At 73.0% G+C, this 26,274-nt stretch carries 20 protein-coding genes and 1 pseudogene; 13 read left to right on the top strand and 8 right to left on the bottom strand.

Annotated features, from left to right (window positions below; all coding sequences use genetic code 11):
- Positions 1-19: 19 nt before the first annotated feature.
- The 3 genes from pcaH to CYQ11_RS24640 are packed head-to-tail and all read left to right on the top strand — an operon-like array spanning position 20 to position 2,724.
- Positions 20-760 (top strand): protocatechuate 3,4-dioxygenase subunit beta, encoded by a 741-nt coding sequence (gene pcaH, locus CYQ11_RS24650; protein WP_099202868.1) that lies wholly within the window; start codon positions 20-22, stop codon positions 758-760.
- Positions 760-1,308, top strand: a complete 549-nt coding sequence (gene pcaG, locus CYQ11_RS24645; protein ID WP_099202516.1) for a protocatechuate 3,4-dioxygenase subunit alpha — start codon at positions 760-762, stop codon at positions 1,306-1,308. Before pcaH ends, pcaG begins: the two co-directional genes overlap by 1 nt.
- Before the next feature lie 42 nt (positions 1,309-1,350).
- Positions 1,351-2,724, top strand: a complete 1,374-nt coding sequence (locus CYQ11_RS24640) for an FAD-dependent oxidoreductase (RefSeq protein ID WP_099202515.1) — start codon at positions 1,351-1,353, stop codon at positions 2,722-2,724.
- A 103-nt stretch (positions 2,725-2,827) separates the two neighbouring features.
- Here the strand turns inward: CYQ11_RS24640 and hemE are convergent, their stop codons facing one another.
- Positions 2,828-3,892 (bottom strand): uroporphyrinogen decarboxylase, encoded by a 1,065-nt coding sequence (hemE, locus tag CYQ11_RS24635; RefSeq protein WP_099202514.1) that lies wholly within the window; start codon positions 3,890-3,892, stop codon positions 2,828-2,830.
- Between the two features lie 89 nt (positions 3,893-3,981).
- On the opposite strand from hemE, the gene CYQ11_RS24630 reads away from it, so the two are divergent.
- The 5 genes from CYQ11_RS24630 to CYQ11_RS24610 all read left to right on the top strand — a co-directional run bounded on the left by CYQ11_RS24630 (position 3,982) and on the right by CYQ11_RS24610 (position 10,706).
- Entirely contained in the window at positions 3,982-4,638 is a 657-nt protein-coding gene (locus CYQ11_RS24630; RefSeq protein ID WP_099202513.1) for a DUF3000 domain-containing protein, read from the top strand.
- 299 nt (positions 4,639-4,937) lie between these two features.
- Positions 4,938-5,597, top strand: coding sequence for a response regulator transcription factor (locus CYQ11_RS24625; RefSeq protein ID WP_086571339.1), 660 nt, complete (start codon positions 4,938-4,940; stop codon positions 5,595-5,597).
- Positions 5,598-5,674: 77 nt separating this feature from the next.
- Positions 5,675-6,952, top strand: a complete 1,278-nt coding sequence (locus CYQ11_RS24620) for an HRDC domain-containing protein (RefSeq protein ID WP_099202512.1) — start codon at positions 5,675-5,677, stop codon at positions 6,950-6,952.
- Positions 6,953-7,359: 407 nt separating this feature from the next.
- Positions 7,360-8,580, top strand: a complete 1,221-nt coding sequence (locus CYQ11_RS24615) for a thiolase family protein (protein WP_099202511.1) — start codon at positions 7,360-7,362, stop codon at positions 8,578-8,580.
- Positions 8,577-10,706, top strand: coding sequence for a 3-hydroxyacyl-CoA dehydrogenase NAD-binding domain-containing protein (locus CYQ11_RS24610; RefSeq protein WP_099202510.1), 2,130 nt, complete (start codon positions 8,577-8,579; stop codon positions 10,704-10,706). The genes CYQ11_RS24615 and CYQ11_RS24610 overlap by 4 nt, the downstream gene beginning before the upstream one ends.
- A gap of 115 nt (positions 10,707-10,821) precedes the next feature.
- Here the strand turns inward: CYQ11_RS24610 and CYQ11_RS24605 are convergent, their stop codons facing one another.
- A complete protein-coding gene (locus CYQ11_RS24605; RefSeq protein ID WP_181143772.1) occupies positions 10,822-11,862 on the bottom strand; it encodes a hypothetical protein in 1,041 nt (346 codons plus the stop codon).
- A 240-nt stretch (positions 11,863-12,102) separates the two neighbouring features.
- On the opposite strand from CYQ11_RS24605, the gene CYQ11_RS24595 reads away from it, so the two are divergent.
- The 4 genes and pseudogenes from CYQ11_RS24595 (at position 12,103) to CYQ11_RS24580 (ending at position 17,202) form a co-directional block, all read left to right on the top strand.
- The gene (locus CYQ11_RS24595) at positions 12,103-14,337 is read left to right on the top strand and encodes a HAMP domain-containing protein (protein WP_240003689.1); all 2,235 of its coding nucleotides are present in this window, start codon (positions 12,103-12,105) and stop codon (positions 14,335-14,337) included.
- Positions 14,338-14,341: 4 nt separating this feature from the next.
- Positions 14,342-15,526, top strand: a pseudogene (gene pgsB, locus CYQ11_RS24590) (poly-gamma-glutamate synthase PgsB); the annotation flags it as partial.
- 71 nt (positions 15,527-15,597) lie between these two features.
- Positions 15,598-16,080 (top strand): poly-gamma-glutamate biosynthesis protein PgsC/CapC, encoded by a 483-nt coding sequence (locus tag CYQ11_RS24585; RefSeq protein WP_099202506.1) that lies wholly within the window; start codon positions 15,598-15,600, stop codon positions 16,078-16,080.
- Positions 16,081-16,110: 30 nt separating this feature from the next.
- Complete coding sequence (locus CYQ11_RS24580; RefSeq protein WP_099202505.1) at positions 16,111-17,202, top strand: C40 family peptidase; 1,092 nt, start codon at positions 16,111-16,113, stop codon at positions 17,200-17,202.
- A 42-nt stretch (positions 17,203-17,244) separates the two neighbouring features.
- Here CYQ11_RS24580 and CYQ11_RS24575 read toward each other — a convergent pair whose 3' ends face one another.
- Complete coding sequence (locus tag CYQ11_RS24575; RefSeq protein ID WP_099202504.1) at positions 17,245-18,348, bottom strand: PLL family lectin; 1,104 nt, start codon at positions 18,346-18,348, stop codon at positions 17,245-17,247.
- Positions 18,349-18,485: 137 nt separating this feature from the next.
- On the opposite strand from CYQ11_RS24575, the gene CYQ11_RS24570 reads away from it, so the two are divergent.
- On the top strand, positions 18,486-18,878 hold the full coding sequence (locus CYQ11_RS24570; RefSeq protein ID WP_099202503.1) for a PIN domain-containing protein: 393 nt from the start codon (positions 18,486-18,488) through the stop codon (positions 18,876-18,878).
- Positions 18,879-18,956: 78 nt separating this feature from the next.
- On the opposite strand, the gene CYQ11_RS24565 is transcribed toward CYQ11_RS24570, so the two are convergent.
- The 5 genes from CYQ11_RS24565 to CYQ11_RS24545 form a co-directional block, all read right to left on the bottom strand.
- Positions 18,957-20,483, bottom strand: a complete 1,527-nt coding sequence (locus CYQ11_RS24565; protein WP_099202502.1) for an amino acid permease — start codon at positions 20,481-20,483, stop codon at positions 18,957-18,959.
- Positions 20,484-20,702: 219 nt separating this feature from the next.
- Entirely contained in the window at positions 20,703-22,679 is a 1,977-nt protein-coding gene (dxs, locus tag CYQ11_RS24560; protein WP_099202501.1) for a 1-deoxy-D-xylulose-5-phosphate synthase, read from the bottom strand.
- A 219-nt stretch (positions 22,680-22,898) separates the two neighbouring features.
- Positions 22,899-24,212, bottom strand: coding sequence for a sugar ABC transporter permease (locus tag CYQ11_RS24555; RefSeq protein ID WP_420894542.1), 1,314 nt, complete (start codon positions 24,210-24,212; stop codon positions 22,899-22,901).
- A complete protein-coding gene (locus tag CYQ11_RS24550) occupies positions 24,209-25,012 on the bottom strand; it encodes an ATP-binding cassette domain-containing protein (RefSeq protein WP_099202500.1) in 804 nt (267 codons plus the stop codon). Before CYQ11_RS24550 ends, CYQ11_RS24555 begins: the two co-directional genes overlap by 4 nt.
- A 111-nt stretch (positions 25,013-25,123) precedes the next feature.
- Positions 25,124-26,233: a substrate-binding domain-containing protein gene (locus CYQ11_RS24545; RefSeq protein ID WP_099202499.1), complete on the bottom strand. Its 1,110-nt coding sequence runs from the start codon at positions 26,231-26,233 to the stop codon at positions 25,124-25,126.
- Positions 26,234-26,274: the final 41 nt, after the last annotated feature.

Here is a 26,274-nt window from a genome sequence, read left to right as displayed (position 1 = left end):
CGCCGGGTAGGCCATGGCCATGGCAGCGCCTGAACCGATACGGGAACGCGAACCAGAACGGGCACGCGGGCGGCAGGCCCCCTCGGCCGCGGGCGGCGCCGCCCCGCCCTACCTCGGCCCCGTCGAACGCCGGCCGCGGCGACCGCCGGTACCGCTCCGCCTCGCTCCCGGGGCCGTCGAGCTGAGCGGCCCCGTCTTCGGGCCGGCCGACGTCGGCCCGCTGGACTGCGATCTGACGCGGCAGCACACCGGGGAGCCGCTCGGCGAGCGCATCACGGTCAGCGGACGGGTCCTGGACGGGTGGGGCCGGCCCGTGCGCGGCCAGCTCGTGGAGCTGTGGCAGGCCAACGCCGCCGGCCGCTACGTCCACCGGCTCGACCGGCACCGGGCCCCGCTCGACCCCAACTTCACCGGCACCGGCCGGTGCCTGACCGACGACGAGGGCCACTACCGCTTCACCACCATCCGGCCCGGCGCCTACCCCTGGGCCCATCACCGCAACGCCTGGCGCCCCTCCCACCTGCACTTCTCCCTCTTCGGCACGGCCTTCACGCAGCGTCTGGTCACCCAGATGTACTTCCCCGACGACCCGCTCCTGCCGTACGACGCGGTGTGGAACGCGATCGCGGACACCACCGCCCGCCGCCGGCTCATCGCCGCCTACGACCCCGGTCTGAACGAGCCGGACGAGTCCCTGGGCTACCGCTGGGACATCGTCCTGGACGGCCCGGACGCCACCTGGGCCGAGGAGGGCCGGTGATGTCCCTGCCGCCGACCCCCGCGCAGACCATCGGCCCCTTCTACGGCACCGCCCTGCCCTTCGCCGGCGGCGCCGACGTCGCCCCGGCGGGCCACCCCGAGGCGGTCACCGTCCACGGCTACGTCCACGACGGCGAGGGCGCGCCGGTGCCGGACGCGCTGCTGGAGTTCTGGCAGGCGGCGCCGGACGGTTCGGCCGCCGGGTCGCCGGGCAGCCTGCGCCGCGACGGTGCCCGCTTCACCGGTTTCGCCCGCGTGCCCACCGCCGGGGACGGCCACTACGCGCTGCGCACCCTGTCGCCGGGCGGGGCGCCCTATCTCGCCCTGTGCCTCTTCGCGCGCGGTCTGCCCCGCCACCTGTTCACCCGCGTCTACTTCCGCCTGCCCGACGGCGACCCGCTGCTCGCCGGGCTGCCCCCGGAGCGGCGCGCCACGCTGCTGGCCGTGCCCGAGCCGGGCGGCCACCGTTCGTACCGCTTCGACGTGCGGCTGCGGGGAGACGCGGACCACGCCGAAACGGTGTTCCTCGCCTTTCCCGCCGGCTCGTAACGTGGGCCGCGACGACGGGGACGACGAGACGAAGGGGACGCGATGGCACAGCGGCGGCTGGTGGTCGTCGGGGGTGACGCGGCGGGCATGTCCGCGGCCTCCCGCGCGCGCAGGCTCAAGGACCGGGAACAGCTGGAGGTCGTCGCGTTCGAGCGGGGCCGCTTCGCCTCGTACTCGGCCTGCGGCATCCCGTACTGGACCGGCGGCGTCGTCGACGGGCCCGGCGCGCTGGTCGCCCGGACGCCGGAGGAGCACCGCGAGCGCGGCGTCGACCTGCGGATGCTCACCGAGGTGACCGAACTCGACCTGCCCGGACAGCGGGTGCGCGCCCGGGACCTGACCTCCGGGCGGGAGACCTGGCACGGGTTCGACGACCTGGTGCTGGCGACGGGGGCCCGGCCGGTGCGGCCGCCGCTGGAGGGCGTCGACGCGCCGGGCGTGTACGGGGTGCAGACCCTGGACGACGGCAAGGCGCTCCTCGACGGGCTGGAGCGGACGACGGGCCGCCGCGCCGTGGTCATCGGCGCCGGCTACATCGGCGTGGAGATGGCCGAGGCCCTCGTGCGCCGTGGCTTCGCGGTGACGGTCGTCGAACGCGCGGCACAGCCGATGGCCACGCTCGACCCGGACATGGGGGCGCTGGTCCGCGAGGCGATGTGCGGCATGGGCGTCGAGGTGGTGACGGGCACGGCCGTGACCGGCGTCGTCACCGGCGGGGACGGCCGCGTCGCCGCGGTCGCCACGGAGGACGGCGAGCACCCTGCCGACGTCGTGGTGCTCGGCCTCGGCGTCCGTCCGGAGACCACGCTGGCGCGGGCCGCGGGGCTGCCGCTGGGCGAGTCGGGCGGTCTGCTGACGGACCTGGCGATGCGGGTGCGCGGCCAGGGGAACGTCTGGGCGGGGGGCGACTGCGTGGAGGTCCTCGACCTGGTCTCCGGCCGGACCCGGCACATCGCCCTGGGCACGCACGCGAACAAGCACGGCCAGGTCATCGGCACGAACGTCGGGGGCGGCTACGCGACGTTCCCCGGCGTCGTCGGAACGGCCGTCAGCAAGGTCTGCGACCTGGAGATCGCCCGCACGGGCCTGCTCGAGGAGCAGGCCACGGCGATGGGCCTGCGGTTCGTGACCGCCACGGTCGAGTCGACGAGCCGGGCCGGCTACTACCCGCAGGCGAGCCCGATGACGGTGAAGATGCTCGCCGAGCGACGGACGGGGCGGCTGCTGGGCGTCCAGATCGTGGGGCGTGAGGGGGCGGCGAAGCGCGTGGACGTGGCGGCGGTCGCGCTGACCGCCCGGATGACGGTGGATCAGATGACGGCCCTGGACCTGGGGTACGCGCCGCCGTTCTCCCCGGTGTGGGACCCGGTGCTGGTCGCGGCGCGGAAGGCGTCCGCGAGCGTGGCGACGGGGTGAGGGTGCCCCGGTTCTCAACCGCCGGGCGGGCTGGGAAATCCAGCCCGCCCGGCGTTTTCGAGGACCGGGGTCCGGCGCGGGGAGAGACCCGCCGGAGGCTCCTTTAGCGCGCCGTCTGCTCGTGCACGTACGCGACGAGGCGGGTCAGCGCGTCCGGGTCCATGCTCGGCATCACGCCGTGACCCAGGTTGAAGACGTGGCCCTCCAGGCCGCGCGCCGCGTCGAGGACCTCGCGGGCCTTCGCCTCGACGGCCTCGCGCGGGGCGAAGAGGACCGCCGGGTCCAGATTCCCCTGCAGCGCCTTGCCCGGGCCCACGCGCCGGGCCGCCTCGTCCAGCGGGACGCGCCAGTCGACGCCGACGACGTCCGCCCCGGCCTCTCCCATGAGGCCGAGCAGCTCACCGGTGCCCACGCCGAAGTGGATGCGCGGCACGCCGTAGCCGGCGACGGCCTGGAAGACCTTGGTGGAGGCGGGCATGACGTAGCGGCGGTAGTCCGCGGGGGCGAGCGCGCCGGCCCAGGAGTCGAAGAGCTGGACGGCGCTCGCGCCGGCCTCGATCTGGACGCGCAGGAACGCGGCGGTGATGTCCGCGAGCCGGTCGACGAGGTCGGCCCACAGCTGCGGGTCGCCGTACATCATGGCCTTGGTGTTCTCGTACGTCCGCGACGGGCCGCCCTCGATGAGGTAGCTGGCCAGCGTGAACGGGGCGCCGGCGAAGCCGATCAGCGGGGTGGCGCCCAGCTCGGCGGTGAGCATGCCGACGGCCTCGGTGACGTAGGGCACGTCGGAGGGGTCGAGCGGGCGCAGGCGCTCCAGGTCGGCGCGGGTGCGGACCGGCTCGGCGACGACCGGCCCGACGCCGGGCTTGATGTCGAGGTCCACGCCGATGGCCTTGAGCGGCACCACGATGTCGCTGAAGAAGATCGCGGCGTCGACGCCGTGCCGGCGCACGGGCTGGAGCGTGATCTCGGTGACCAGGTCGGGCCGCATGCAGGACTCCAGCATGGGGACGCCCTCGCGGACCTTGCGGTACTCGGGGAGCGAGCGGCCCGCCTGCCGCATGAACCACACCGGGGTGTGCGGCACGGGCTCGCGCCGGCACGCCCGCAGGAACGCCGAGTCGTGTGCCGCGGTGCGGCCGGTCTGCTGGTGGCTGCGCTCACTCATGCCCAAATCTTCGCACGGGCCGAACGAGTGACCCGCCCGCGTGGTGTCCCTACCCGGAACCGGCGCTCGTTCCGCCTAGTCTTCCGGGCATGGCTGCGGCGCAGGGACACCTCTCGGACGGTCCGGACGACGCGGGTGGGGAGGACACCCCGTCCGTCTTCCGGCAGGCGGTCGCGGGGCTGCAAGGAGTACGCCTGCGGCCCGAGATCGAGCTGGACGCCACGCCGCCCCCGCAGCGGCTCGCGCCGTACTCGTACGCGCTGGAGGCCGCGGTCGTCGTGGACGACGAGGAGCTGGCGGACGGGCGGCTGATCCTGCTGCACGATCCGGCCGGGCACGAGGCGTGGGGCGGCACGTTCCGGCTGGTGACGCTGGTGCACGCGGAGCTGGAGCCGGAGATGGCGGCGGACCCGCTGCTGCCCGAGGTGTGCTGGACCTGGCTGACGGGGGCGCTGGAGGCCCGGCGGGTGCCCTACGCCGCCCCGAGCGGCACGGTGACGCGGGCGAGCTCCCACTACTTCGGGGGGCTGCGGGAGCGGGAGCCGTCGACGCGCATCGAGATCCGGGCCTCGTGGTCGCCGGTGCTCCCGACCGGGTCGGCCGGCCAGGGCGCGGTGCCCGACACGGCGGCGCACCTGTCGGCGTGGTGCGACCTGCTGTGTCAGATCGCGGGGCTGCCGCCGGGTGGCGCGCCCGAGGCGGGGATCGTGACGCTGCCCCAGCGCCGGGGCCCGCACAGCAGGTGAACCGCGGCGGTCCCGTGCCGCCGTGGCCGGAGGCGGGGCGGCCGGGCGGTCGCCCGTAGCCGTTCGGGGCCGTTTCAGGGCCCGAACGGCCCCTGAGCAGCGCCTCCGGGTGAACATTCCTGAGCAATTTGATCGGGCAACCGTCCTAATTGCCCGAATTGTTACTCATCAATTCGTGATCATTCCCTAAAGCCGGGCCGTTTTGGTGCCGAAGGACCTTGTGACCCTTCCTGTACGGATCGCCCCGGCTTATCCCCAAGTCGGCACCCGTCCCCACCCCTACCCCCACTGGAGGCCTGGTGTCCGTTCTCCTCGAGCAACCCGCTAGCCTCGCCTATCGCCCGAACAAACCCACGGCCATGGTCGTCGTCGCCGACCCCCGGGTCCGTTCCACCGTCACCCGCCATCTGTGGGCACTGGGCGTACGCGACGTGATCGAGGCCTCGTCCATCGCCGAGGCGCGGCCGCGGATCGGCAACCCCCGCGACATCTGTGTCGCCGACGTCCATCTCCCCGACGGCTCCGGCCTGACGCTGCTCTCCGAGACCCGTGCGGCCGGCTGGCCCAACGGGCTGGCCCTGTCCGCCGCCGACGACATCGGTGCCGTGCGCAACGCGCTCGCGGGCGGCGTCAAGGGCTACGTCGTCACCGGTACGCGCACCAACCTCGGCGTGCCCGGCCGGCCCGGCGCCGCCCCCATCGGCTCCGCCGCCGCCCGTATGCAGCGCCGCCCGCCCGGCGCGCCCGGCCACCCCGGCGGGTACCGCGAGCTGTCCGGTCGTGAGGTCGAGGTCCTGCGGCTGGTTGCGGAGGGCCAGTCCAACAAGGCCATCGGCGTCTCGATGGGGCTCTCGGCACTCACCGTCAAGAGCCACCTCGCCCGGATCGCCCGCAAGCTCGGCACGGGAGACCGGGCCGGGATGGTGGCGGTGGCCCTGCGCACCGGCATCATCCACTGACCGCGCGAAACCGCGCCGCGCCCGTCGCCGGAACGTTCCGGCGACGGGCGCTTGCCATCCACAGATACCCTTGACCGGTGACCGACGCCCAAGAGACCGCAGAAGACACGACACTGCGAACCACCGGGGGCGGCCCCCCGGACGACGTCGATTCGGCGCCGGTTCCCCTGCTGGAACCACGCGAGGGCATGCCGCCGGTCGTCGCCGACGCCGACGCCCTGGCCGATGTCGTCGCGGCCTTCGCCGCGGGCACCGGGCCCCTCGCCGTCGACGCCGAGCGCGCCTCCGGCTACCGCTACGGCCAGCGCGCCTATCTGGTCCAGCTGCGCCGCGAGGGCGCCGGGACCGCCCTGATCGACCCGGTCGGCTGCCCCGACCTCAGCGCGCTGGGCGAGGCCGTCGCGGACGCCGAGTGGGTGCTGCACGCCGCCACCCAGGACCTGCCGTGCCTGCGTGAGATAGGGATGACGCCCACCCGGCTCTTCGACACCGAGCTGGCCGGGCGCCTGGCCGGCTTCGCCCGGGTGGGGCTCGGCGCCATGGTCGAGAACGTCCTCGGCTACGCCCTGGAGAAGGGCCACTCCGCCGTCGACTGGTCCACCCGCCCGCTGCCCGAGCCCTGGCTGCGCTACGCCGCCCTGGACGTGGAGCTCCTGGTGGACCTGCGCGACGCGCTGGAGCGGGAGCTGGACCGGCAGGGCAAGCTGGAGTGGGCCCGCCAGGAGTTCGACGCCATCGCCTCGGCGCCGCCCGCGCCGCCCCGCAAGGACCCCTGGCGTCGCACGTCCGGGATGCACAAGGTGCGCCGGCGCCGGCAGATGGCCGTGGTGCGCGAGCTGTGGACCGTGCGCGACCACATCGCCCAGCGGCGCGACGTCTCGCCCGGCAAGGTGCTCGGGGATGCCGCGATCGTCGAGGCGGCCCTCAACATCCCGCCGAACGTCCACGCGCTGGCCGCGCTCCCCGGCTTCGGGCACCGCATGAGCCGCAAGCAGCTGGAGCAGTGGATGGCCGCGGTGGACCGGGCCAAGGCACTGCCGGACGCGGAGCTGCCGCAGCCCGGCCAGCCCCTGACGGGTCCGCCGCCGCCCCGGGCGTGGGCGGACAAGGACCCGGTCGCGGCGGCGCGGCTGTCGGCGGCCCGGGCCGCGGTGTCGGAGCTGGCCGAGCGGCTGACGATGCCCCAGGAGAACCTGATCACCCCGGACACCGTGCGCCGGCTGTGCTGGGAGCCGCCGAAGGCCGCGACGTCGGAGGCCGTCGCGGAGGTCCTCTCGGCGCACGGCGCGCGGGCGTGGCAGGTGGAGCAGGTGACGCCGGTGCTCGTGAAGGCGCTGACGGAGGCGTCGGCCTGAGACCGCTGCGGCGTGCCGCCCAGGTGGGGCGTGCCTGATCGCCGTCCTGACGGCTTTCCCGCTCAGTCGCCGGACCGGCTGGCTCTCCAGCCCGTCCGGCGATTGGTGTCCGGGGCCGGGGCGCAGCCCCGGGAAACGGGGGGAGGGCGGGGCGGGGGCCCGCTTCCGCCCCGGTGGCGCCCAGCCCCGTATGCGCGGCCGGCGGTGCCGAACTCCCCCGCAAGCCCTGCGCACCGGGCAGCCGCCGTGCGCCCCCGCCCTGCGGAATGTGACCTTCGCCGCTCCCGCCGGGAGGTCTGTGCAGCGTGGTTACCCGCAAGTAGCATGACCGGTGTCAGCCCCGCACCGCGGCGGAGCCGTACCCGGCATGCCCGCGCGCAGCGATCCGCACCTGGAGGAGAGCCAACGTGCCTCGTACCGCTAGGGACGTCGTCTTCGTCGACGGCGTCCGCACCCCGTTCGGCAAGGCGGGCCCGAAGGGCATCTACCACGAGACCCGCGCCGACGACCTGGTCGTCAAGTGCATCCGGGAGCTGCTGCGTCGCAACCCGGACCTGGACCCGGCCCGCATCGACGAGGTCGCCATCGCCGCGACCACGCAGATCGGCGACCAGGGCCTGACCCTGGGCCGCACCGCCGGCATCCTCGCGGGCCTCCCGCAGTCGGTGCCCGGTTACTCCATCGACCGCATGTGCGCCGGTGCGATGACGGCCGTCACGGCCGTCTCGGGCGGCGTCGCCCTCGGTGCGTACGACATCGCCCTCGCGGGCGGCGTCGAGCACATGGGCCGCCACCCCATGGGCGAGGGCGTCGACCCCAACCCGCGCTTCGTCTCCGAGAAGCTCGTCGACGAGTCCGCCCTGTTCATGGGCATGACGGCGGAGAACCTGCACGACCGCCTCCCGCACCTCACCAAGCAGCGCGCCGACGAGTACGCGGTCCGCAGTCAGGAGAAGGCCGCCAAGGCGTACGCCGACGGCAAGATCCAGGCCGACCTGGTGCCGATCTCCGTCCGGCGCACCTCCCCCGAGGGCGGCGAGCTGGGCTGGGGCCTGGCCACGGCCGACGAGCCGATGCGCCCGGGTACCACGCTGGCGAACCTGGCGGGTCTGAAGACCCCGTTCCGCCCGCACGGCCGGGTCACCGCGGGCAACGCGGCCGGTCTCAACGACGGCGCCACCGCCTCCCTGATCGCCGCCGAGGACGTGGCGCGCGAGCTGGGCCTGCCGGTCAAGATGCGCCTGGTCTCCTACGCCTTCGCGGGTGTCGAGCCCGAGGTCATGGGCATCGGCCCGGTCCCGGCGACCGAGAAGGCCCTGGCCAAGGCCGGCCTGTCGATCGACGACATCGGCCTCTTCGAGATCAACGAGGCCTTCGCCGTCCAGGTCCTCTCGCTGCTGGACCACTACGGCATCGCCGACGACGACCCGCGCGTCAACCAGTACGGCGGCGCGATCGCCTTCGGCCACCCGCTGGCCTCCTCCGGCGTCCGTCTGATGACGCAGCTGGCCCGCCAGTTCGAGGAGCAGCCGCACGTCCGCTACGGCATCACCTCGATGTGCGTCGGCTTCGGCATGGGCGGAACGGTCATCTGGGAGAACCCGCACTTTGACGGAGGCAACAAGTGAGCACCACCGCTGAGCTTCTGAAGGGCGCGGCCGAGCTGTTCCCCGACGAGGTCGTCACCCAGGCGCACGTGCGCCACCTCGACCTGCCCTACGGCGCGGGGCGCTTCGCGCTCATCACGCTGGACAACGGCTTCGACCACACCAAGCCGACCACCTTCGGCCCCCAGTCGCTCGCGAACCTCAACACCGCGATCGACCAGGTCGAGGCGGAGGCCGCGGCCGGCGAGATCACCGGCGTCGGCATCACCGGCAAGCCGTTCATCTTCGCGGTCGGCGCCGACCTCAAGGGCGTCGAGCTGCTGAAGAAGCACGAGGACGCGCTGGCCATCGGCAAGGGCGGCCACGACGTCTTCAAGCGTCTGTCGTCGCTGGCGGTGCCGACCTTCGCGTACTACAACGGCGCCGCGATGGGCGGCGGCGTCGAGGTCGGCCTGCACTGCACCTACCGCACGGTGTCCAAGGCGATCCCCGCCTTCTCGCTGCCCGAGGTCTTCCTGGGCCTGGTGCCCGGCTGGGGCGGCTGCGCCCTGCTGCCGAACATCATCGGCGCGGACCGGGCGGTCTCGGTCATCATCGAGAACTCGCTCAACCAGAACCGCCAGCTCAAGGGCAAGCAGGTCTTCGAGCTCGGCATCGCCGACGCGATCTTCGAGGGCGCGGACTTCCTGGAGCAGTCGCTGCTGTGGACCGCGTCGGTCCTCAAGGGCGACACCGAGGTCGTCCGGGCCGAGGTCGACCGCGGTGAGGCCTGGGACCAGGCCGTCGAGCGCGGCCGGTTCATCGCCGACTCCAAGGTGCACGGCGCGGCCCCGGCCGCCTACCGCGCGCTGGACATCATCGCCGCCGCCAAGAACGGCGACCTGCGTCAGGGCTTCGACGCCGAGGACCAGGCCCTCGCGGACCTGATCATGGGTGACGAGCTGCGCAGCGGCATCTACTCCTTCAACCTGGTGCAGAAGCGCGGCAAGCGCCCGGCCGGCGCGCCGGACAAGTCGCTGGCCCGCCCGGTGAACAAGGTCGGTGTCGTCGGCGCCGGTCTGATGGCCTCTCAGCTCGCGCTGCTCTTCGCGCGCCGCCTGGAGGTGCCGGTCGTGCTGACCGACATCGACCAGGAGCGCGTCGACAAGGGCGTGGGCTACGTCCACGGCGAGATCGACAAGCTGCTGCTCAAGGGCCGCATCAACCAGGACAAGGCCAACCGTCTCAAGGCCGCGGTGACCGGCTCGCTGGACAAGGCCGCCGCCTTCGGCGACGCGGACTTCGTCATCGAGGCCGTCTTCGAGGAGATGGGCGTCAAGCAGCAGGTGTTCGCCGAGGTCGAGGCGGTCGTGCCGGAGCACGCGATCCTCGCCACCAACACCTCCTCGCTGTCCGTCAGCGAGATGGCGTCGAAGCTGAAGCACCCCGAGCGGGTCGTCGGCTTCCACTTCTTCAACCCGGTCGCGATCCTCCCGCTCCTGGAGATCGTGCGCGGCGAGCGGACGGACGACGCGGCGCTGGCCACGGCGTTCGGCGTCGCCAAGAAGCTCAAGAAGACCGCGGTGCTGGTGAAGGACGCCCCGGCGTTCGTCGTCAACCGCATCCTGACCCGCTTCATGGGCGAGATCCAGAACGTCATCGACGAGGGCACCCCGGTCGAGACCGCCGAGAAGGCCGTCGAGCCGCTCGGTCTGCCGATGTCCCCGCTGGTGCTGCTGGAGCTGGTCGGCCCGGCGATCGGTCTGCACGTCTCCGAGACGCTGCACGGCGCGTTCCCGGACCGCTTCACGGTCTCCCCCAACCTGGCCGCCGTGGTCAAGGCGGGCAAGCGCGGCTTCTACGTCCACGACTCCGGCAAGCCGGAGCTGGACCCCGAGGTCCTCGCCCTCATGGAGCAGGGCGACAGCGTCCTGACGGAGGAGCAGGTGCGGGCCCGCGTCCTGGACGCGGTCGCGCAGGAGATCGGCCTGATGCTGGACGAGGGCGTCGTCGCCGAGGCGCAGGACATCGACCTGTGCCTGATCACGGGCGCGGGCTGGCCCTTCCACCTGGGCGGCATCACGCCGTACCTGGACCGTGAGGGCGTCTCCGAGCGTGTCAACGGCAAGCGGTTCCTGCCGGTGGGCGTGGCGAGCGTTCCCGCGTAACGCGGCCTGACGCCAAGGGGCGGGCCGGGGATTCGTCCCCGGCCCGCCCTTTGCGTCGTGTCCCGTCGTGTCCCGTCGTTTCCCGGAGCGTTCGGCTCCGGGGCGAGGACACGGCCTACGTCCTGCCCGCGGCCCACCGCTTCACGACGTCCGTCAGGGCCCGTACCGCGCTCGCCAGCAACTGGTCGTCGGCCCGTACGCGGCGGCTGTGCTCGACGTGCAGGAAGGGCACCCCGACCGTGTCGGCGTAGTCGCCCTCCACGTTCGTGCGGCCCTCCAGGCGGCCGCAGTAGCGCTGCCAGACCTCGCACGCCCGCAGGTCCTCCCGGCGCAGCGCGGCCGACAGGCGGCGGGCGTCGGGCAGGCCCGCGTCGCCCTTGCCGGGGGAGACGACCACGTCGTGGTCGGGCAGGCTGCTGTCGGCGAAGCCGTGCACCTGGACGGCGGGGAGGCGGCGGTCGGCGAGCGCGTCGGAGACCGCCGCGAAGACCGAGTCGGCGCGGTGGGCGACGTCCGCGGCGTCCCCGTCGGCGGGCGCGTCCGAGGGCGTCCCGTCGCCCTCGGTCCGCGGGGCGGTCGCCGCCGCGGCGCGGTGCGCGCCGGCCAGGACCAGCACCCCGCCCGGGGCGCCGCGCAGCAGCCCGACGCCGAGCTGCTCGGTGCGCTGGTCGGCGGTGGGGTGCGGCACCTGTACGGCCCAGCGCGCCGGTCCGCCGAGGGCGACGTAGACCCGGCCCCAGCCACGGGTGGCCTCGCCGTCCTTCGTCGCGTCGGCGATCTCGGCGTACCGCCGGCCGCCCGCCCGGTCGGCGAGGGTGCGCAGGCCGTAGCCCACCGTGGCCAGTTTCCGCTCAGCCCCGGACGGGTCGCCGTCCAGCAGCAGCCGGACGCCGTCGGCGACGGCCCGGCGCTCGCCGGGCGTGGGGACGCGGTAGTGGCCGTCCTGGGTGACGCGGTCGGTGAAGCTGGTGATCCACTGGCCGAGGTCCACCGAGCCGGCCGGGGCCGGCATGCCCGAGGCGCGGCTCCCGTCGGTGCCGGCGCGGCCGGGGGCCGGGGCCGGGGCGCAGCCGGCCAGCCCGCCGAGCGCCGTCAGCGTCAACGCGCCGAGCAGCGCGGACGCGACGGGGGCGGTGAACACCGGCTTGGACTTCATGGCGGTCAAAGGTACCTCGGGGTGGCGGCCGGATCGCCCGGAGAACGATCACGGTACGGGCACGGGTCCTGCCGGAACGTGACTCAACCGGAATGGGGCTTTTTGCCTGCCCTTTAGGCGTTGCCTACAATTCGAACCTACAATCCGAACGACTCACGCCCGTTCGTGCGCGTGACGGATCATTTTCAGGCACCCCGCGGTCCCGGCATGCCCCGCGCGCCGCGACCGAGAGGAAGACCTTTGTCCGCTTCGCGCGGTCCGCGCCGGCACAAGGTCCGGCGTCGCGCCGACATGCCCCTGCTGGGCGGTGCCCGGCCCCCGATAGCCGCCCTGCTGGTCCTGCTGCTGGTGGTGGCCGCGACGACGGCCCTGGTGCTCGGCGACCGGGAGCGGGCGGCGGCCGACACCGCGGTCCTCACCTCGCAGCAGCACGTGGCCGAGGACGGCGCGCTGTCGCTGCGGGCCTCGCTCGACGAGAGCATCACCGACATCGAGCGCGCGGCGACCCAGTTCGGCACGGGCGGCGGCGGGGCGCCGGACGAGATCCTGGACAAGCTCGGCAAGGTCTACAACAAGTGGCGCGGCACCGCCGTCGTCGACCCGGCCGGCGGCACCCTGCTCGCCGCGCGCGGCGAGACCATCCCCCTCGCCCCCGTCCTCGGCAACGGGGACGGCAAGGGCAAGGACGCCAAGGACCTGCTCGGCCCGCGGCTGGTGAGGCTCGCCTCCGGCGAGACCCGCATGCTCGTCGTGGCCGCCCTCCGCGGCGCCGACCATCCGCTGCTGCTCGTCGCCTCGGGCACGTTGAACGCGCCGGGCATCTCCTCCGGCGAGGGCCGCTCGCTGCTGGTCGTCGACTCGGCCGGCACCGTGCTGGCCAGCGACGGACCGTCCGTGGCCCGCAAGTCCTGGGCCAAGCGCGTCCGTGAGACCGCGGCCGCGGACTCGGCGAAGACCCCCGAGCCCGGCGGCCACCCCGGAGCCAGCGGCCACCTCATGGGCGACAGCCGCGGCAAGGTCCGTACCGCCGTCGGCTACGCGGCCGCGGGCCGGGCCCCCGGCGAGACGTCGGCGGCCGGCGGCCTGGGCCTGTCGGTCATCACCTCGGTCAAGGTCGAGGGCGACCCCACGGCCGTCCGCACCCAGGCCTTCGGGCTGGTCGCGGCGGGCATCCTGCTGGTCCTGGCCCTCGTGGTGGGCTGGGTGCTGCTGCGCACGGTCCAGCGGCCGCTGCTGCGGCTGTACCTGGAGAGCCGACGGCTCGCCCGGGGCGAGCTCGACCGGCCGGTCGCACGCTTCAAGGGCCGCGAGCCCGCCCGGATCGGCGCCGCCCTGGAGAGCCTGCGCCGCCAGCTGCTGGGCGGCCGGCCCACCCGCGCCGGGCGGGCCCGCGGCGGCTTCGGCACCCGGGGCACCGTCGTCGTGTGCGCCGTGCTCCTCCTCGCCTGGGCCGCTCCCCTGCTGCTGTTCCTCAACCGGCCCGGCAGCAGCGTGTCCGTGCCCGAGCAGCTCGTCGACGACCAGCGGCGGCGCACCGACACCGCCTCGGACCGGGTCCGCAGGGCGCTCAACGAGGGCTGGGCCGACGTGGCGTCCGTCGCCCAGGCCCTGGCGGGCGGCGAGCGCGCGAAGTCCGGGGACCCCGCCGCCTACGACAAGGCCGTCCTGGACCAGACGCTGCGCGAGCACGGCCGCTACCGCGCGGTCTACGTGATCGACGGCGAGGGCAAGGTCCTCTCCCGGTCCGGCGCCTCCCCGCGCCACCCGGCCGGGAAGCCGCCCGTCGAGGACTCCGTCGCCCAGCTCAACACCTCCGGCAAGGAGCCGGCCGTCGCCGCGTACGCCGCCGTGCCCGGCGCCAAGGGCCTGACGGTCGTGGGCGAGTACGACCCCCAGTTCCTGATCTCGATGGTCACCCGGCCCGGCCTGGGCCAGGTGTGGCTGATCGACAAGGGCCACCGCATCATCGCCGCCGACCGCGCCCACGGCTTCCGTGCCTTCGCGAAGCTGCCCTCCGGCCACCTCGACGCCCTCGCGGACACCGCCGTGAAGAAGGCCGGGCGGACCACCGGCACCGCCGTCCTGCACCGCTCCTCCCGCTCCTCCGACATCGCGGCGGCCGCGCCCTTCACCGGCGGCGGCGCGGTCAAGGACCTCGGCTGGCAGGTCGTCAGCTCCCAGCCCACCTCCTGGCTGGAGCTGCCCGAGTACACCGCCCAGCGGCACACCATGCTCGCCGGGCTGCTCGGCGTCACCGCGGCCGTCGCCTGCCTGGGCTGGCTGCACATCATCGTCATCCGCCCGCTGCGCTCCCTCGCCGACCAGGCCGAGGCGCTGGCCGCCGGCGACCGCAAGACCGTGCTCTTCCCCCAGCACCACGACGAGGCCGGGGCGGTCGTGCGCAACCTCGAGCTGATCCGCCAGCGGCTGCGGCCCACCCAGAAGCCGCAGGCCCGGCCGGCCGGAAGGAACTGACCCCGTGCTCTTCCTCTACACGGTCCTGGTGATCTGCTGTGCCGTCGTGCTGGTCGCCGGCGTGATCGAACAACGCCGGCACTTCACCAACCTGGACCTCATCCCCACCCGGGTGCTCGTCAACGGCATCCGCGGCAAGAGCTCCATCACCCGGCTGTGCGCGGGCGCGCTGCGCGGCGGCGGGCTGGTCACGGTCGCCAAGACCACCGGCACCGCGGCCCGCTTCATCCACCCGGACGCCACCGAGGAGCCCGTCTACCGCAAGTTCGGCATCGCCAACGTCGTCGAGCAGATCGGCATCGTGCGCCGCGCCGCCGCCTACCGCCCGCACGCCCTGGTGATCGAGTGCATGGCCGTCATGCCGGCGCTCCAGGAGGTCAACCAGACCAAGCTGATCCGCTCCACCATCGGCGTGCTGTGCAACGTCCGCGAGGACCACCTCGCCGAGATGGGCCCGACGCTGGACGACGTGGCCCGCTCGCTGAGCCGGTCCATGCCGCTCGGCGGCGTCTGCGTCACCGCCGAGCGGGACCGGCTGCACATCCTGCGCGAGGAGGCCGCCAAGCGGGACTGCCGGCTCGTCTCCGTGAACCCCGAGACGGTCACCGACGCGGAGCTGCGCGGCTTCAGCTGGTTCACCTTCAAGGAGAACGTCGCGATCGCCCTGGCCGTCGCCGAACTCCTCGGCGTCGACCGCGCCACCGCCCTGCAGGGCATGTACGACGCGCCGCCGGACCCGGGCGTGCTGTCGGTCGAGCGCTACCTCACGCCCGAGGGCACACCGTTCCGCTTCGCCAACGTCTTCGCGGCCAACGACCCCGAGTCGACGCTGATGAACGTCGAGCAGCTGCTGAGCCTGGGGGCCGTCGAGCGCCCCCTGCACGTCCTGATCAACTGCCGGCCCGACCGCGTCGAGCGCAACGGCCAGATGGGCGAGATCGTCCCGCGGCTGGCCCCCGACTCGGTCTTCCTCATCGGCCACCCCACCAAGAGCGCCCACGACGCGATCCCCGCCGAGTGGCGCGAGAAGGTGGTCGACCTCGGCGGGGACCGCCGCGACCCCGCCGAGCTGGAGCGCGAGATCCTGGGCCGCCTCGGCCCGGGCGCCTCCCTGGTGGCCATCGGCAACATCCACGGCCAGGGCGAGCTGCTGCTGGAGCGGCTGGCCGAACTGCCGGCGGACGAGTCGGCGCAGTCCCGGCAGCCGGAGGAGCCCCCGGTGTATGTCCCGACGTACATAGATCCCACAGGAGACTTCCGTTGATCCCCGCCGTCCTCACTCCGGAGATCGCAGCCATCGGGATCGCCCTGGGCCTGCTGTTCTCGCTGGTCTGCTACCTGACGACGAACCTCTCCCCCGGCGGCATGATCACCCCCGGCTGGCTGGCCCTCACCCTCGTCGAGGACCTCCAGCGCGCGGCCATGGTCGTCGGCATCACCGTCCTGACCTACCTCGGCACCCTGCTGCTCCAGCGCTACGTGATCCTCTACGGCAAGCGGCTGTTCGCGGCCGTCGTCCTGACCGGCGTGGTGCTCCAGGCGACGCTCTACGTGGTCCTCCAGCAGCAGTTCCCGCTGATGTACGCCAACCAGACGCTCGGCTTCATCGTCCCCGGCCTGATCGCCTACCAGCTGGTCCGGCAGCCCCGGGGGGCGACGCTGCTGGCCACCGCCACCGTGTCGCTCGCCAACTACGTCGTCCTGACCGCCGGGATCCTGCTCGGCTTCATGCCCACCGCCTGACGCGGCCGACCCGAGACGGAGCACGGACCCATGTCCCGCAAGAAGACGACGTCCCGCAAGAAGGCGGCAGGCCCGGCCCGCCGGCGGACGCTGCACGCGCTGGTCGTGCTCGGCCTGCTCGGCACGAGCGCCTACCTGACCGTGGAGCTGCGCGACCGGCAGCAGGAGAAGGCGCCACCGGTGCAGTCCGTCGGCCGTCCCGAGGGTGCCGCGGCGGGCAAGGCGGTGCCCTCGGGCGAGCGCCGTTTCGAGCGCCTGGCCGGCCCGGCCCGTACGGTCGTCCGCGCGGCCGACGGCAGCGTCCTGGCCACCTTCACCGACAACGCCCGCACCGCGGTGCTCACAGGCCCCAGCCGCACCTTCACCGAGCCCAACTTCACCGAGGCGAAGGTGACCTCCGACAGCTGGGTGCGGCTGCTGCCGCAGCAGTGGAAGGAGGGCGCCGAGAAGTCCGCCTGGTTCAAGGACTGGTTCGAGCGGTACCTCGGCAGCCAGGAGCCCGACGTCCTCGCGTTCTCGATGGAGTACCTGGACGGCGCCCCGCAGAAGAAGGACGTCCACGGCCTCGTCTACGCGGGCGACGCCCAGTTCGGCCCCGTCAACCCCAACGGCTCGCAGGCCGGCGACCTGCGCCTGGAGCAGTCGGACTTCTACGACTACCTCGGCATCCCGTACACGTTCCGCGACGGCACGGTGGAGCGGCCCGAGCCGCAGCGCCTGCGCGCCATCGACTGCTCGGGCTTCGTCCGCACGGTCTTCGGCTACCGGGCCCGCTATCCGCTGCTGGGCAAGGACGTCAAGGGCGACGGCCTGCCGCGCACCGCCGACGGCATGGCCCGCCTCTCCCCCGGCGTCCCGGTGCTGGAGCTGACCGGCAAGCGGCCCGAGAACATCGACAAGCTGCAGCCGGGCGACCTGGTCTTCTTCGAGATCGACAAGCGCACCGGGGAACGCCTCGACCACGTGGGCATCTACCTGGGCCTGGACACCGACGGCAAGCCCCGCTTCGTCTCCAGCCGCGAGGAGGCCAACGGCCCCACCTTCGGCGACAAGGGTGGCACCGCCCGCCTCGACGGCAACGGCTTCTACGCGGCGGGGCTGCGGAGCGCCAAGCGGCTGTGAGGGCGGGGGCGGCGGCGCCTCAGGCGGTTAGGGGGTGTCCCCCTACGCCCGCTCCCAGGGGCCCAGGGCCAGCCCGGCCTCGGCCGTGCGCTGGCGGGCGACGCGCAGGGTGCCGTCCGTGGCGATGACGGCCAGGACCACGCGGCCCTGGGCGTCCAGGGCCAGCGCCGGCGCGCCCGCGCACTCCTCGCCCGTCTGCGACCAGGCGGCGTCCGTGGGGACGTCCTCGCCGTCGGGGTAGGCGGTCACGGCCGGCAGGCCCGACCCGGAGCGCTGGGCCAGGACCGTGGAGGGGTGGCCGTCCAGGGTGGTGCGCAGGGCGGCCACCGGGCCGGTGCCGTCGCCGCCGAGGGAGACCAGGGCCGTGGGGGCCGCCGCCTCGGCGCCCTCCTCGCTGCCGGGGCCCGTGGGGGCGGCGGGGCTCAGGTGCTGGAGGACGGAGTCGGTGGCGTCCCGCCAGACGTGGGCGACGCGGCCGTCGCCGGTGGGGAACGAGGTGGCGGTGCCGGTCAGCGGCTTGGCCGGGGTGTTGAGCACCCGGCGCAGCGGGCCGCCCGGCTCCTCCTGCCGCCAGCGGAGCACGAACTCGGAGGCGGGGCCGAAGAGTTCGATGCGGCCGTCGGCCGTCGTGGCCCCCGAGACCGTGTCCAGGAGGTGGCTGCCCTTCATGTCCGTCCACGGCCCCCAGATGCCGCGGGCGTCCTGGCGCCGCCCGCAGACGCCGCCGCCGGCGTTGCGGACGAGGAGGTGCAGGCCGACGCTGTCGCGGACCGCGGTGGGGACGCCGATCTGGTCCGCCCGCTGCCAGTCCTGGCCGTAGGGGGTGCCGACCGACCGCCAGGTCGTCATGGCGCGCCCCGACTGGAACTGCGTGGAGTAGACGACGTCGGTCTCGGCCCGGCCGTCGTCGTGGGCGCGGCGGCGCAGGCCGGCCAGGCTGACGTAGCCCTCGGGGCTCTGGGCTATGGACAGGTACGGCTCCAGGCCGGGCACCTCCACCCGCTCCGGACCGGTCCACTCCGGGCCGCCGGGGCGGGTCTCGGTCCAGCGGACCACGCCGCCGGAGACCGGTGCGTAGGCCGTCAGTCGGCCGTCCTTGCCCCTCAGCAACCAGCCGGTGGTGGGGGTGGACGTCCGCACTGCCATGACTCGCCGCCAGCCTCTCTTGGAGCGTCTGCGCCGGCCTTCTCCACCGGCACTTTGTTGACTCTCGACAATAACATTGCCCTTGATCATCGATGCCGGGCGGACGGCGCGCGCGGGCGCCGTGCGAGGCTGTCCGCATGACCGTCCCTCTTCTCGTGGTGGACGCGGCCAACGTGGTCGGATCCGTGCCCGACGGCTGGTGGCGCGACCGCCGGGGCGCCGCCGAGCGGCTGCGCGACCGGCTGGCCCCCCGCGCCCGGGAGGGGCTCCCGCCGGGCACCGTCACACCGCCGCTGCCGGGTCCGGTGGAGGTCGTGCTGGTGGTGGAGGGTGCCGCGCGCGGCGTGGGCCCGGTGCCGGGCGTACGGGTCGAGGCGGCGGCGGGCAGCGGGGACGACGAGGTGGTCGCGGTGGTGGCCGGGCGGGTGCCGGGACGGCGCTGTGTCGTGGTCACCGCCGACCGGGAGCTGCGCGAGCGGGTGACGGCGCTGGGCGCCGAGGTGGTGGGGCCGCGGTCCGTGCGCCCGTAGGGCCGCGCGGCCCCGGCGCCAGACGGCCGCCCGCGTCCCGGGTGGGACGCGGGCGGCCGGACGGACGCGGGGTGGCCGTCAGACTCCCGGCGGCACCGGCCGCTCCCCTTGCCGGACGCGGCTGTTGCGGCGCCCGTAGACGAAGTAGACGACGACTCCGAGCAGCATCCAGACGGCGAACCGCGCCCAGGTCTCGGCGGGCAGGTTCAGCATCAGCCACAGCGACGCGAGGACCGACAGCACGGGGACCACGGGCACGAACGGGGTGCGGAAGGCCCGCGGCAGGTCGGGGCGGGTACGGCGCAGGATGACGACGCCGAGGGCGACGACGACGAACGCGAAGAGCGTGCCGATGTTGACCAGTTCGGCCAGTACGTCGATCGAGGTGAAGCCCGCCACGACGGCGACGATCGCGCCGAGCAGGATCGTCGAGCGGTAGGGCGTGCCGAAGCGCGGGTGGACGGTGGAGAAGAACCGGGGCAGCAGTCCGTCCCGGCTCATGGCGAAGAACACCCGGCTCTGCCCGAGCAGCAGGATCATGCAGACGGAGGTGAGCCCGACGGCCGCGCCGAAGCTGATCAGTCCGGCCCAGAAGGGGTGTCCGCGGTCCTTGAAGGCGTCGGCGAGGGGTGCGTCGGTGGACAGGAGCTTGTACTTCTGCATGCCGGTGACGACGATCGACACCGCCACGTAGAGCACGGTGCAGATGGCCAGCGAGCCGAGGATGCCGCGGGGCACGTCGCGCTGGGGCCTGCGGGTCTCCTCGGCGGCGGTGGCGACGATGTCGAAGCCGATGAAGGCGAAGAAGACGACGGCGGCGGCGGCGAAGATGCCCATGACGCCGAAGTTGGAGGGCGTGAAGCCGAAGATGAGCTGGATGAGCGGCGCGGCGAGGCCACCCGAGCCCCCGGCGTTCTCGGCGGGCGGGACGAACGGGTCGTAGTTGGCGCCGCTGATGAAGAAGGACCCCGCGATGATGACGATCAGCACGACGGTGACCTTGATCCCGACGACGACGGCCGTCACACGGGAGGAGAGCTTTATTCCGGCGATCAGGATGCAGGTCAGGACGAGGACGAGGGCGCAGGCGAGGACGTCGAAGCCGAAGGCGCCGTGGTGCGGGCCGGTGAGGACCTGCGGCAGGCTCCAGCCGGCGTTCTCCATGAGCGAGCGGATGTAGCCCGACCAGCCGACGGCGACGACGGCGCAGCCCAGGGCCAGCTCCAGCACCAGGTCCCAGCCGATGATCCAGGCGGGCAGCTCGCCGAGCGAGGCGTACGAGAAGGTGTACGCGGAGCCGGCCACCGGCACGGTGGAGGCGAATTCGGCGTAGCACAGGGCCGCCAGCGCGCACACGATCCCGGCGAGCACGAAGGAGAGCGCCACCGAGGGGCCCGCGTTCTCCTTGGCGACCTTGCCGGTGAGGACGAAGATGCCGGTGCCGATGACGACGCCCACCCCGAAGACGGTGAGGTCGAACGCGGAGAGGTCCTTGCGTAGGGCGTGCTCCGGCTCCTCCGTGTCCTGGATGGACTGCTCGACCGATTTGGTCCGGAACATGGCGCTCCTGCCGCGGCCGCTCCGGACGGGTTGCTCTGTGGTCATCGGCTCACCTCCACCTGCTCGGCGTCGCTCGGTTCCCCCTGAACTGAGCGAGTGTCCGCGATGATCCAGGCCGTACGAGGGCGGGCACAGCCGCCCGGTCCAGGATTCACCCGATGGGAGGCGGTGGCACCCATGCGGAAGGGCCGACCGGACCACCCTTTCCGGATGATCGTCGGCCGGCCCTGACCCGCGTGACGCGGGAGCGCTCGTGTGGGGTCGTCAGTCGCGTACGGCCTCTGCGGGCTCGGCGGAACCTCCGGCCTCGGGGGCCACGGCGTCCTCGCCGGTCCCGACCGGCCCGGCCTCCTCGTAGCGCCCGTCGAGCTTGGCGACGAGCCCGGTGACCTGACGGGCGATGTCGGGGGCGGTGAGCCCGATCTCGGCCATGACCTCCTTGCGGGAGGCGTGGTCGAGGAAGCGCGGCGGGATGCCGAAGTCGCGCAGCGGCAGGTCCACGCCCGCGTCGCGCAGCGCCTGCGCGATCGCGGCGCCGACGCCGCCCACGCGGCCGTTGTCCTCGACGGTGACGACGACGCGGTGCTCGGCGGCGAGGCCGGGCAGGGCCTCGTCGACGGGCTTGACCCAGCGCGGGTCGACGACGGTGGCGGAGATGCCCTGCTTGTCGAGGAGGTCGGCGATCTCCAGGCACATGGGGGCGAGCGCGCCGACGGAGACGACGAGGACGTCGGGCCGCTCGGTGCCCGGCGCGGGGCGGCGCAGGACGTCCATGCCGCCGACGCGGTCGACGGCCTCGACGGCGGGGCCGACGGTGCCCTTGGAGTAGCGCACGACCGTGGGCGCGTCCTTGACCTCGACGGCCTCGCGCAGCTGGGCGCGGACCTGGTCGGCGTCGCGCGGGGCGGCGATCCGCAGGCCGGGGACGACCTGGAGGATCGACATGTCCCACATGCCGTTGTGGGAGGCGCCGTCGTCGCCGGTGACGCCGGCCCGGTCCAGGACGAAGGTGACGCCGCACCTGTGCAGGGCCACGTCCATCAGGACCTGGTCGAAGGCGCGGTTGAGGAAGGTGGCGTAGACGGCGAAGACCGGGTGCAGTCCGCCGGTGGCCAGGCCGGCGGCCGAGGTGGCCGCGTGCTGCTCGGCGATGCCGACGTCGTAGACGCGGCCGGGGAAGGCCTTGGCGAACTTGCCCAGGCCCACGGGCTGCATCATGGCCGCGGTGATGGCGACGATGTCCTCGCGCTCCTGCCCGAGCTTGACCATCTCGTCGGCGAAGACGGAGGTCCAGCTGGCGCCGCCGGAGGCGACGGGCAGGCCGGTGTCGGGGTGGATCGCCCCGATGCCGTGGAAGCGGTCGGCCTCGTTCTGCTCGGCGTGCTTGTAGCCGCGGCCCTTCTGGGTGAGGCAGTGGACGAGGACGGGGCCGCCGAAGCGCTTGGCGCGCTGGAGCGCGGACTCCAGGGCCTCGATGTCGTGGCCGTCGATGGGGCCGACGTACTTCAGGCCCAGGTCCTCGAACATGCCCTGGGGGGCGATGAAGTCCTTCAGGCCCTTCTTGGCGCCGTGCAGGGTCTCGTAGAGCGGCTTGCCGACGACCGGGGTGCGCTCCAGGAGGTCCTTGCCGCGGGCCAGGAAGCGCTCGTAGCCGTCGGTGGTGCGCAGGGTGGCCAGGTGGTCGGCGAGGCCGCCGATGGTGGGCTCGTAGGAGCGCTCGTTGTCGTTGACGACGATGACGAGGGGGCGGTCCTTGGCGACCGCGATGTTGTTCAGCGCCTCCCAGGCCATGCCGCCGGTGAGGGCGCCGTCGCCGATGACGGCGACCACGTGGTCCTTCTTGTCGAGGATCTGGTTCGCCTTGGCGAGGCCGTCGGCCCAGCCGAGCACCGTGGAGGCGTGGCTGTTCTCGATGACGTCGTGCTCGGACTCCTCGCGCGAGGGATAGCCCGACAGGCCCCCCTTGGCCCGCAGCCGGGAGAAGTCCTGGCGGCCGGTGAGGAGCTTGTGGACGTAGGCCTGGTGGCCCGTGTCGAAGAGGATCTTGTCCTTGGGCGAGTCGAAGACCCGGTGGAGCGCGATGGTCAGCTCGACGACACCGAGGTTGGGCCCGAGGTGTCCGCCGGTCTTGGAGACGGCGTCGACGAGGAAGGTGCGGATCTCCGCGGCCAGCCTGTCGAGCTGCTCCGGGGTCAGCCGGTCCAGGTCGCGCGGTTCCCTGATGCGGGTCAGCAGGGCCACCCGTGCCTCCTTCATCGAGCTGTCGGCGTGTAGAAGCTTGCAGAAGCTCTTCGGAAGCTTCTAGATCCGTCGAGTCTAATGTTCCGCCCGCAGTGGCGATGAACGGGTGATGCGACCTGTGTCACGCGATCGGCCGAACAGCCACCCAAACCGCCCGAAAGGGCAGGGTGGGCCCCGGACCTCCCAGGTCCGGGGCCCACCCGTTCGTACGTACGGGCCTTACGCCCGTCCGGCCGTCTTCTGGGTGCGGCGGGACACCGAGTCGATCACCACGGCGGCCAGCAGGACCGCACCGGTGATCATGTACTGGACCGCCGAGGCGATGCCCAGCAGGGCCATGCCGGAGGCGATGGACTGGATCACCAGCACGCCCAGCAGCGCGGACCAGGTGCTGCCGCGGCCGCCGAAGAGGCTGGTGCCGCCGATGACGGCCGCCGCGATGGCGTTCATCAGGAGGCTGCCGGCGCCGGAGGACTGGTTCGCGGCGTTGATCTGGGACGCCAGGAACATGCCGCCGAGGGCCGCCATCGTGCCGGACAGGGCGAAGACCGAGATCCGGATGGCGGAGACGTTGATGCCGGCCCGGCGGGCCGCCTCCACGCTGCCGCCCAGGGCGAAGACCTTGCGCCCGTAGGAGGTGCGGCGCAGGACGAAGTCGAGCGCGATCACCACCCCGAGGAAGATCACCACGGCCAGCGGCAGGCCCTTGTACTGGTTGAACAGCCAGGCCACCACGTAGGCGGGCACCGCCAGCGCGACCGTGCGCAGGACGATCTCGCTCAGCGGGCGGCTGGGGACGCCCATCGCCTCGCGCCGTCTGCCGTCCCGCCAGGAGGTCAGGAAGAACGCCGCCACCGCCAGCGTGGCCAGGCCGTAGGCCGCCGCGACGTCGCTGAAGTAGTGGTTGGTCAGTCCCGCGACGAGGCCGGAGTCGTCGAGGTTGATGGTGCCGTTGGAGCCGAGCACCTGGAGCATCAGGCCGTTCCAGCCGAGCAGGCCGGCCAGGGTGACGACGAAGGCGGGCACGCCGATGCGGGCGAAGAAGAAGCCGTGCACGACGCCGACGACGGCCCCCGAGAGGATCGCCAGGACGAGCGCGAGCCACTCCGGCATGCCGTGGTTGATGTTGAGGACGGCGAAGACCGCGGAGGCCAGGCCGCTCACCGAACCGACCGACAGGTCGATCTCGCCGAGGATCAGCACGAACACGATGCCGACCGCGATCAGACCGGTGCCGGCGGCGGTGACGAAGAGGTTGGAGAGGTTCTCCGCGCCGAGGAAGGCCGAGTCGTTCAGCTGGAAGACCAGGCCGATGACGATCAGCCCGACGACCACGGGCAGCGAGCCCAGCTCGCCGCTGCGCAGCTTCCGGCGGAACTCGCCCCAGTAACCGGCGAAGCCCTCCTCGCGGACCAGCAGGCGCGGGTCGACGGCGGTGACGGCGGCCGGGGCCGCCGGAGGGGCCTCCTGGGAGTCCGCGGATCCCGGGGAGTCCTGGGGTTCCTGGGCTTCCTTGGACAGGTCGGTGGTCACTTCGCGGCCTCCGCGCTCTCGCTCTGTGCGGTACGTGCCTTGCGACGGGTCACCGCGTTGTCCGTGGCGCCGGTGATGGCGGAGATGATCTCCTCCTGGGAGGTCGTCCGCACATCGAAGGTGCCGTTGTTGCGGCCGAGGCGCAGCACCGCGACCCGGTCGGCGACGGCCTTCACGTCGGCCATGTTGTGGCTGATGAGGATCACCCCGAGGCCGCGCTCGCGCAGCCGCTCGACGAGGTCGAGGACCTGCGCGGTCTGCTCCACGCCGAGGGCGGCGGTGGGCTCGTCCAGGATCACGATCTTGGGCTCGCCGAGCAGCGAACGGGCGATCGCGACGGTCTGGCGCTGGCCGCCGGAGAGCGAGGCGATGGGGATCCGGACGCTGGGGATGCGGATCGAGAGGGTGGAGAGCAGCTCGCGGGAGCGCCGTTCCATCTCGACCTCGTCCAGCACGCCGGCGCGGGTGATCTCCCGGCCGAGGAAGAGGTTGCCGACCACGTCGAGGTTGTCGCACAGGGCGAGGTCCTGGTAGACGGTCGCGATGCCGAGCTCCTGGGCGGTGTGCGGCCGGTCGATGGTGACGGGCCGGCCCTCCCACTCGATGACGCCGTCGTCCGCGGGGCCGGCGCCCGCGATGGTCTTGACCAGGGTGGACTTGCCGGCGCCGTTGTCGCCGACCAGGGCGACCACCTCGCCGGGGTGGATCTCCAGCTCCACGTCGGTGAGCGCCTGGACGGCACCGAACCGCTTGGAGATTCCGCGCAACGCCAGCACGGGCGCAGCGGTCACGTGAATCATCTCCTTCGCCGCCTGACCGGCGGATATATCGCCTGACCGGCGGGGTTTCCGCCCGGCGGGCGCCTTCTGGCGCCCGCCGGGCGGGTCACGGGCTTGCTTCGGACCGGCGGCTTACTTCAGGCCGGCCTGGTCGCACTGCGCCTTGTACTTGTCGGTGCAGATCTCGTCCAGGGTGAAGAAGCCCTCCTTGCCGACGTACTGGCCGATGTCGGCCTTGGTCAGCGCGAAGGGGGTGACGATGATCGCGGGAATCTTCTTCTGCGAGCCGCTGTCGACGGTGGACTTGGCGACGGAGTCCAGGCCCTTGCCCTGGGCCAGGGCGACGGCCATGGAGGCGGCGGCCTCGGCCTCGGGCTGGTACGGCTTGTAGACGCTCATGAACTGCTCGTCCGAGAGGATCCGCTGGACGGCCGACAGCTCGGCGTCCTGGCCGGTGACCGGCGGGAGCTTGTCGAAGCCGGCGCTGCGCAGGGCGGTGATGATGCCGCCGGCCATGCCGTCGTTGGCGGAGTAGACGCCGACGATGTTCTCCTTGCCCAGCGAGGAGATGGCGCCCTTCATGTTCTCGTTGGCGTTCTCCGGCTTCCACTCCTTGGTGTCGTACTCCTTGCCGACCTTGACCTTGCCGTCGAGCACGGAGTGGGCGCCGTCCTTGTACATCTTGGCGTTCGGGTCGGTGATCGCGCCGTTCATCATCACGATCTGGCCCTTGTCGGCGTTGTCGCCCAGTTCCTTCAGCAGGGACTCGGCCTGGATCTTGCCGACGCGCTCGTTGTCCACGGAGGTGTAGGCCTTGACCGGGCCCTCGGCGAGGCGGTCGTAGGCGACGACGGGAATGCCCTTGTCATTGGCCTTCTTCACCGAGGACGCTATCGACTTCGCGTCCACCGCGTCGACGATCAGCGCGTCGACCTTTTTGGTGATCATGGTGTCGACCTGCTGCTGCTGGACCGCGGCGTCCTGCTTGGCGTTCTCGTAGAGGACCTTGACGTCGGGGCCGCCGAGTTCCTTGATCTTCTTTTCGATCAGCGGCTTGTCGAAGCGCTCGTAACGGGCGGTCTGGTTCTCCGGAAGGAGGAGCCCGATGGTGAGGGGACCCTTCTTGTCCTTCTTCTTGTCCCCGCCGTCGCCGGCTTCCTTGGCGCTGCCACAGGCGGCGAGACCGGCGGCCATGGACACGGCGGCCACGGCGACCGCGGCACGACGCAGATGAGCGTTCACTTGCAGATACCTCCCTGACGAGGCCGCGACGTTGCGGCCGA

Source organism: Streptomyces cinnamoneus (assembly GCF_002939475.1).
GTDB classification, from domain to species: Bacteria; Actinomycetota; Actinomycetes; order Streptomycetales; family Streptomycetaceae; genus Streptomyces; species Streptomyces cinnamoneus_A.
Note: the sequence above shows the minus strand (reverse complement) of the source record. Positions and strands in the feature narration are given on the sequence as shown.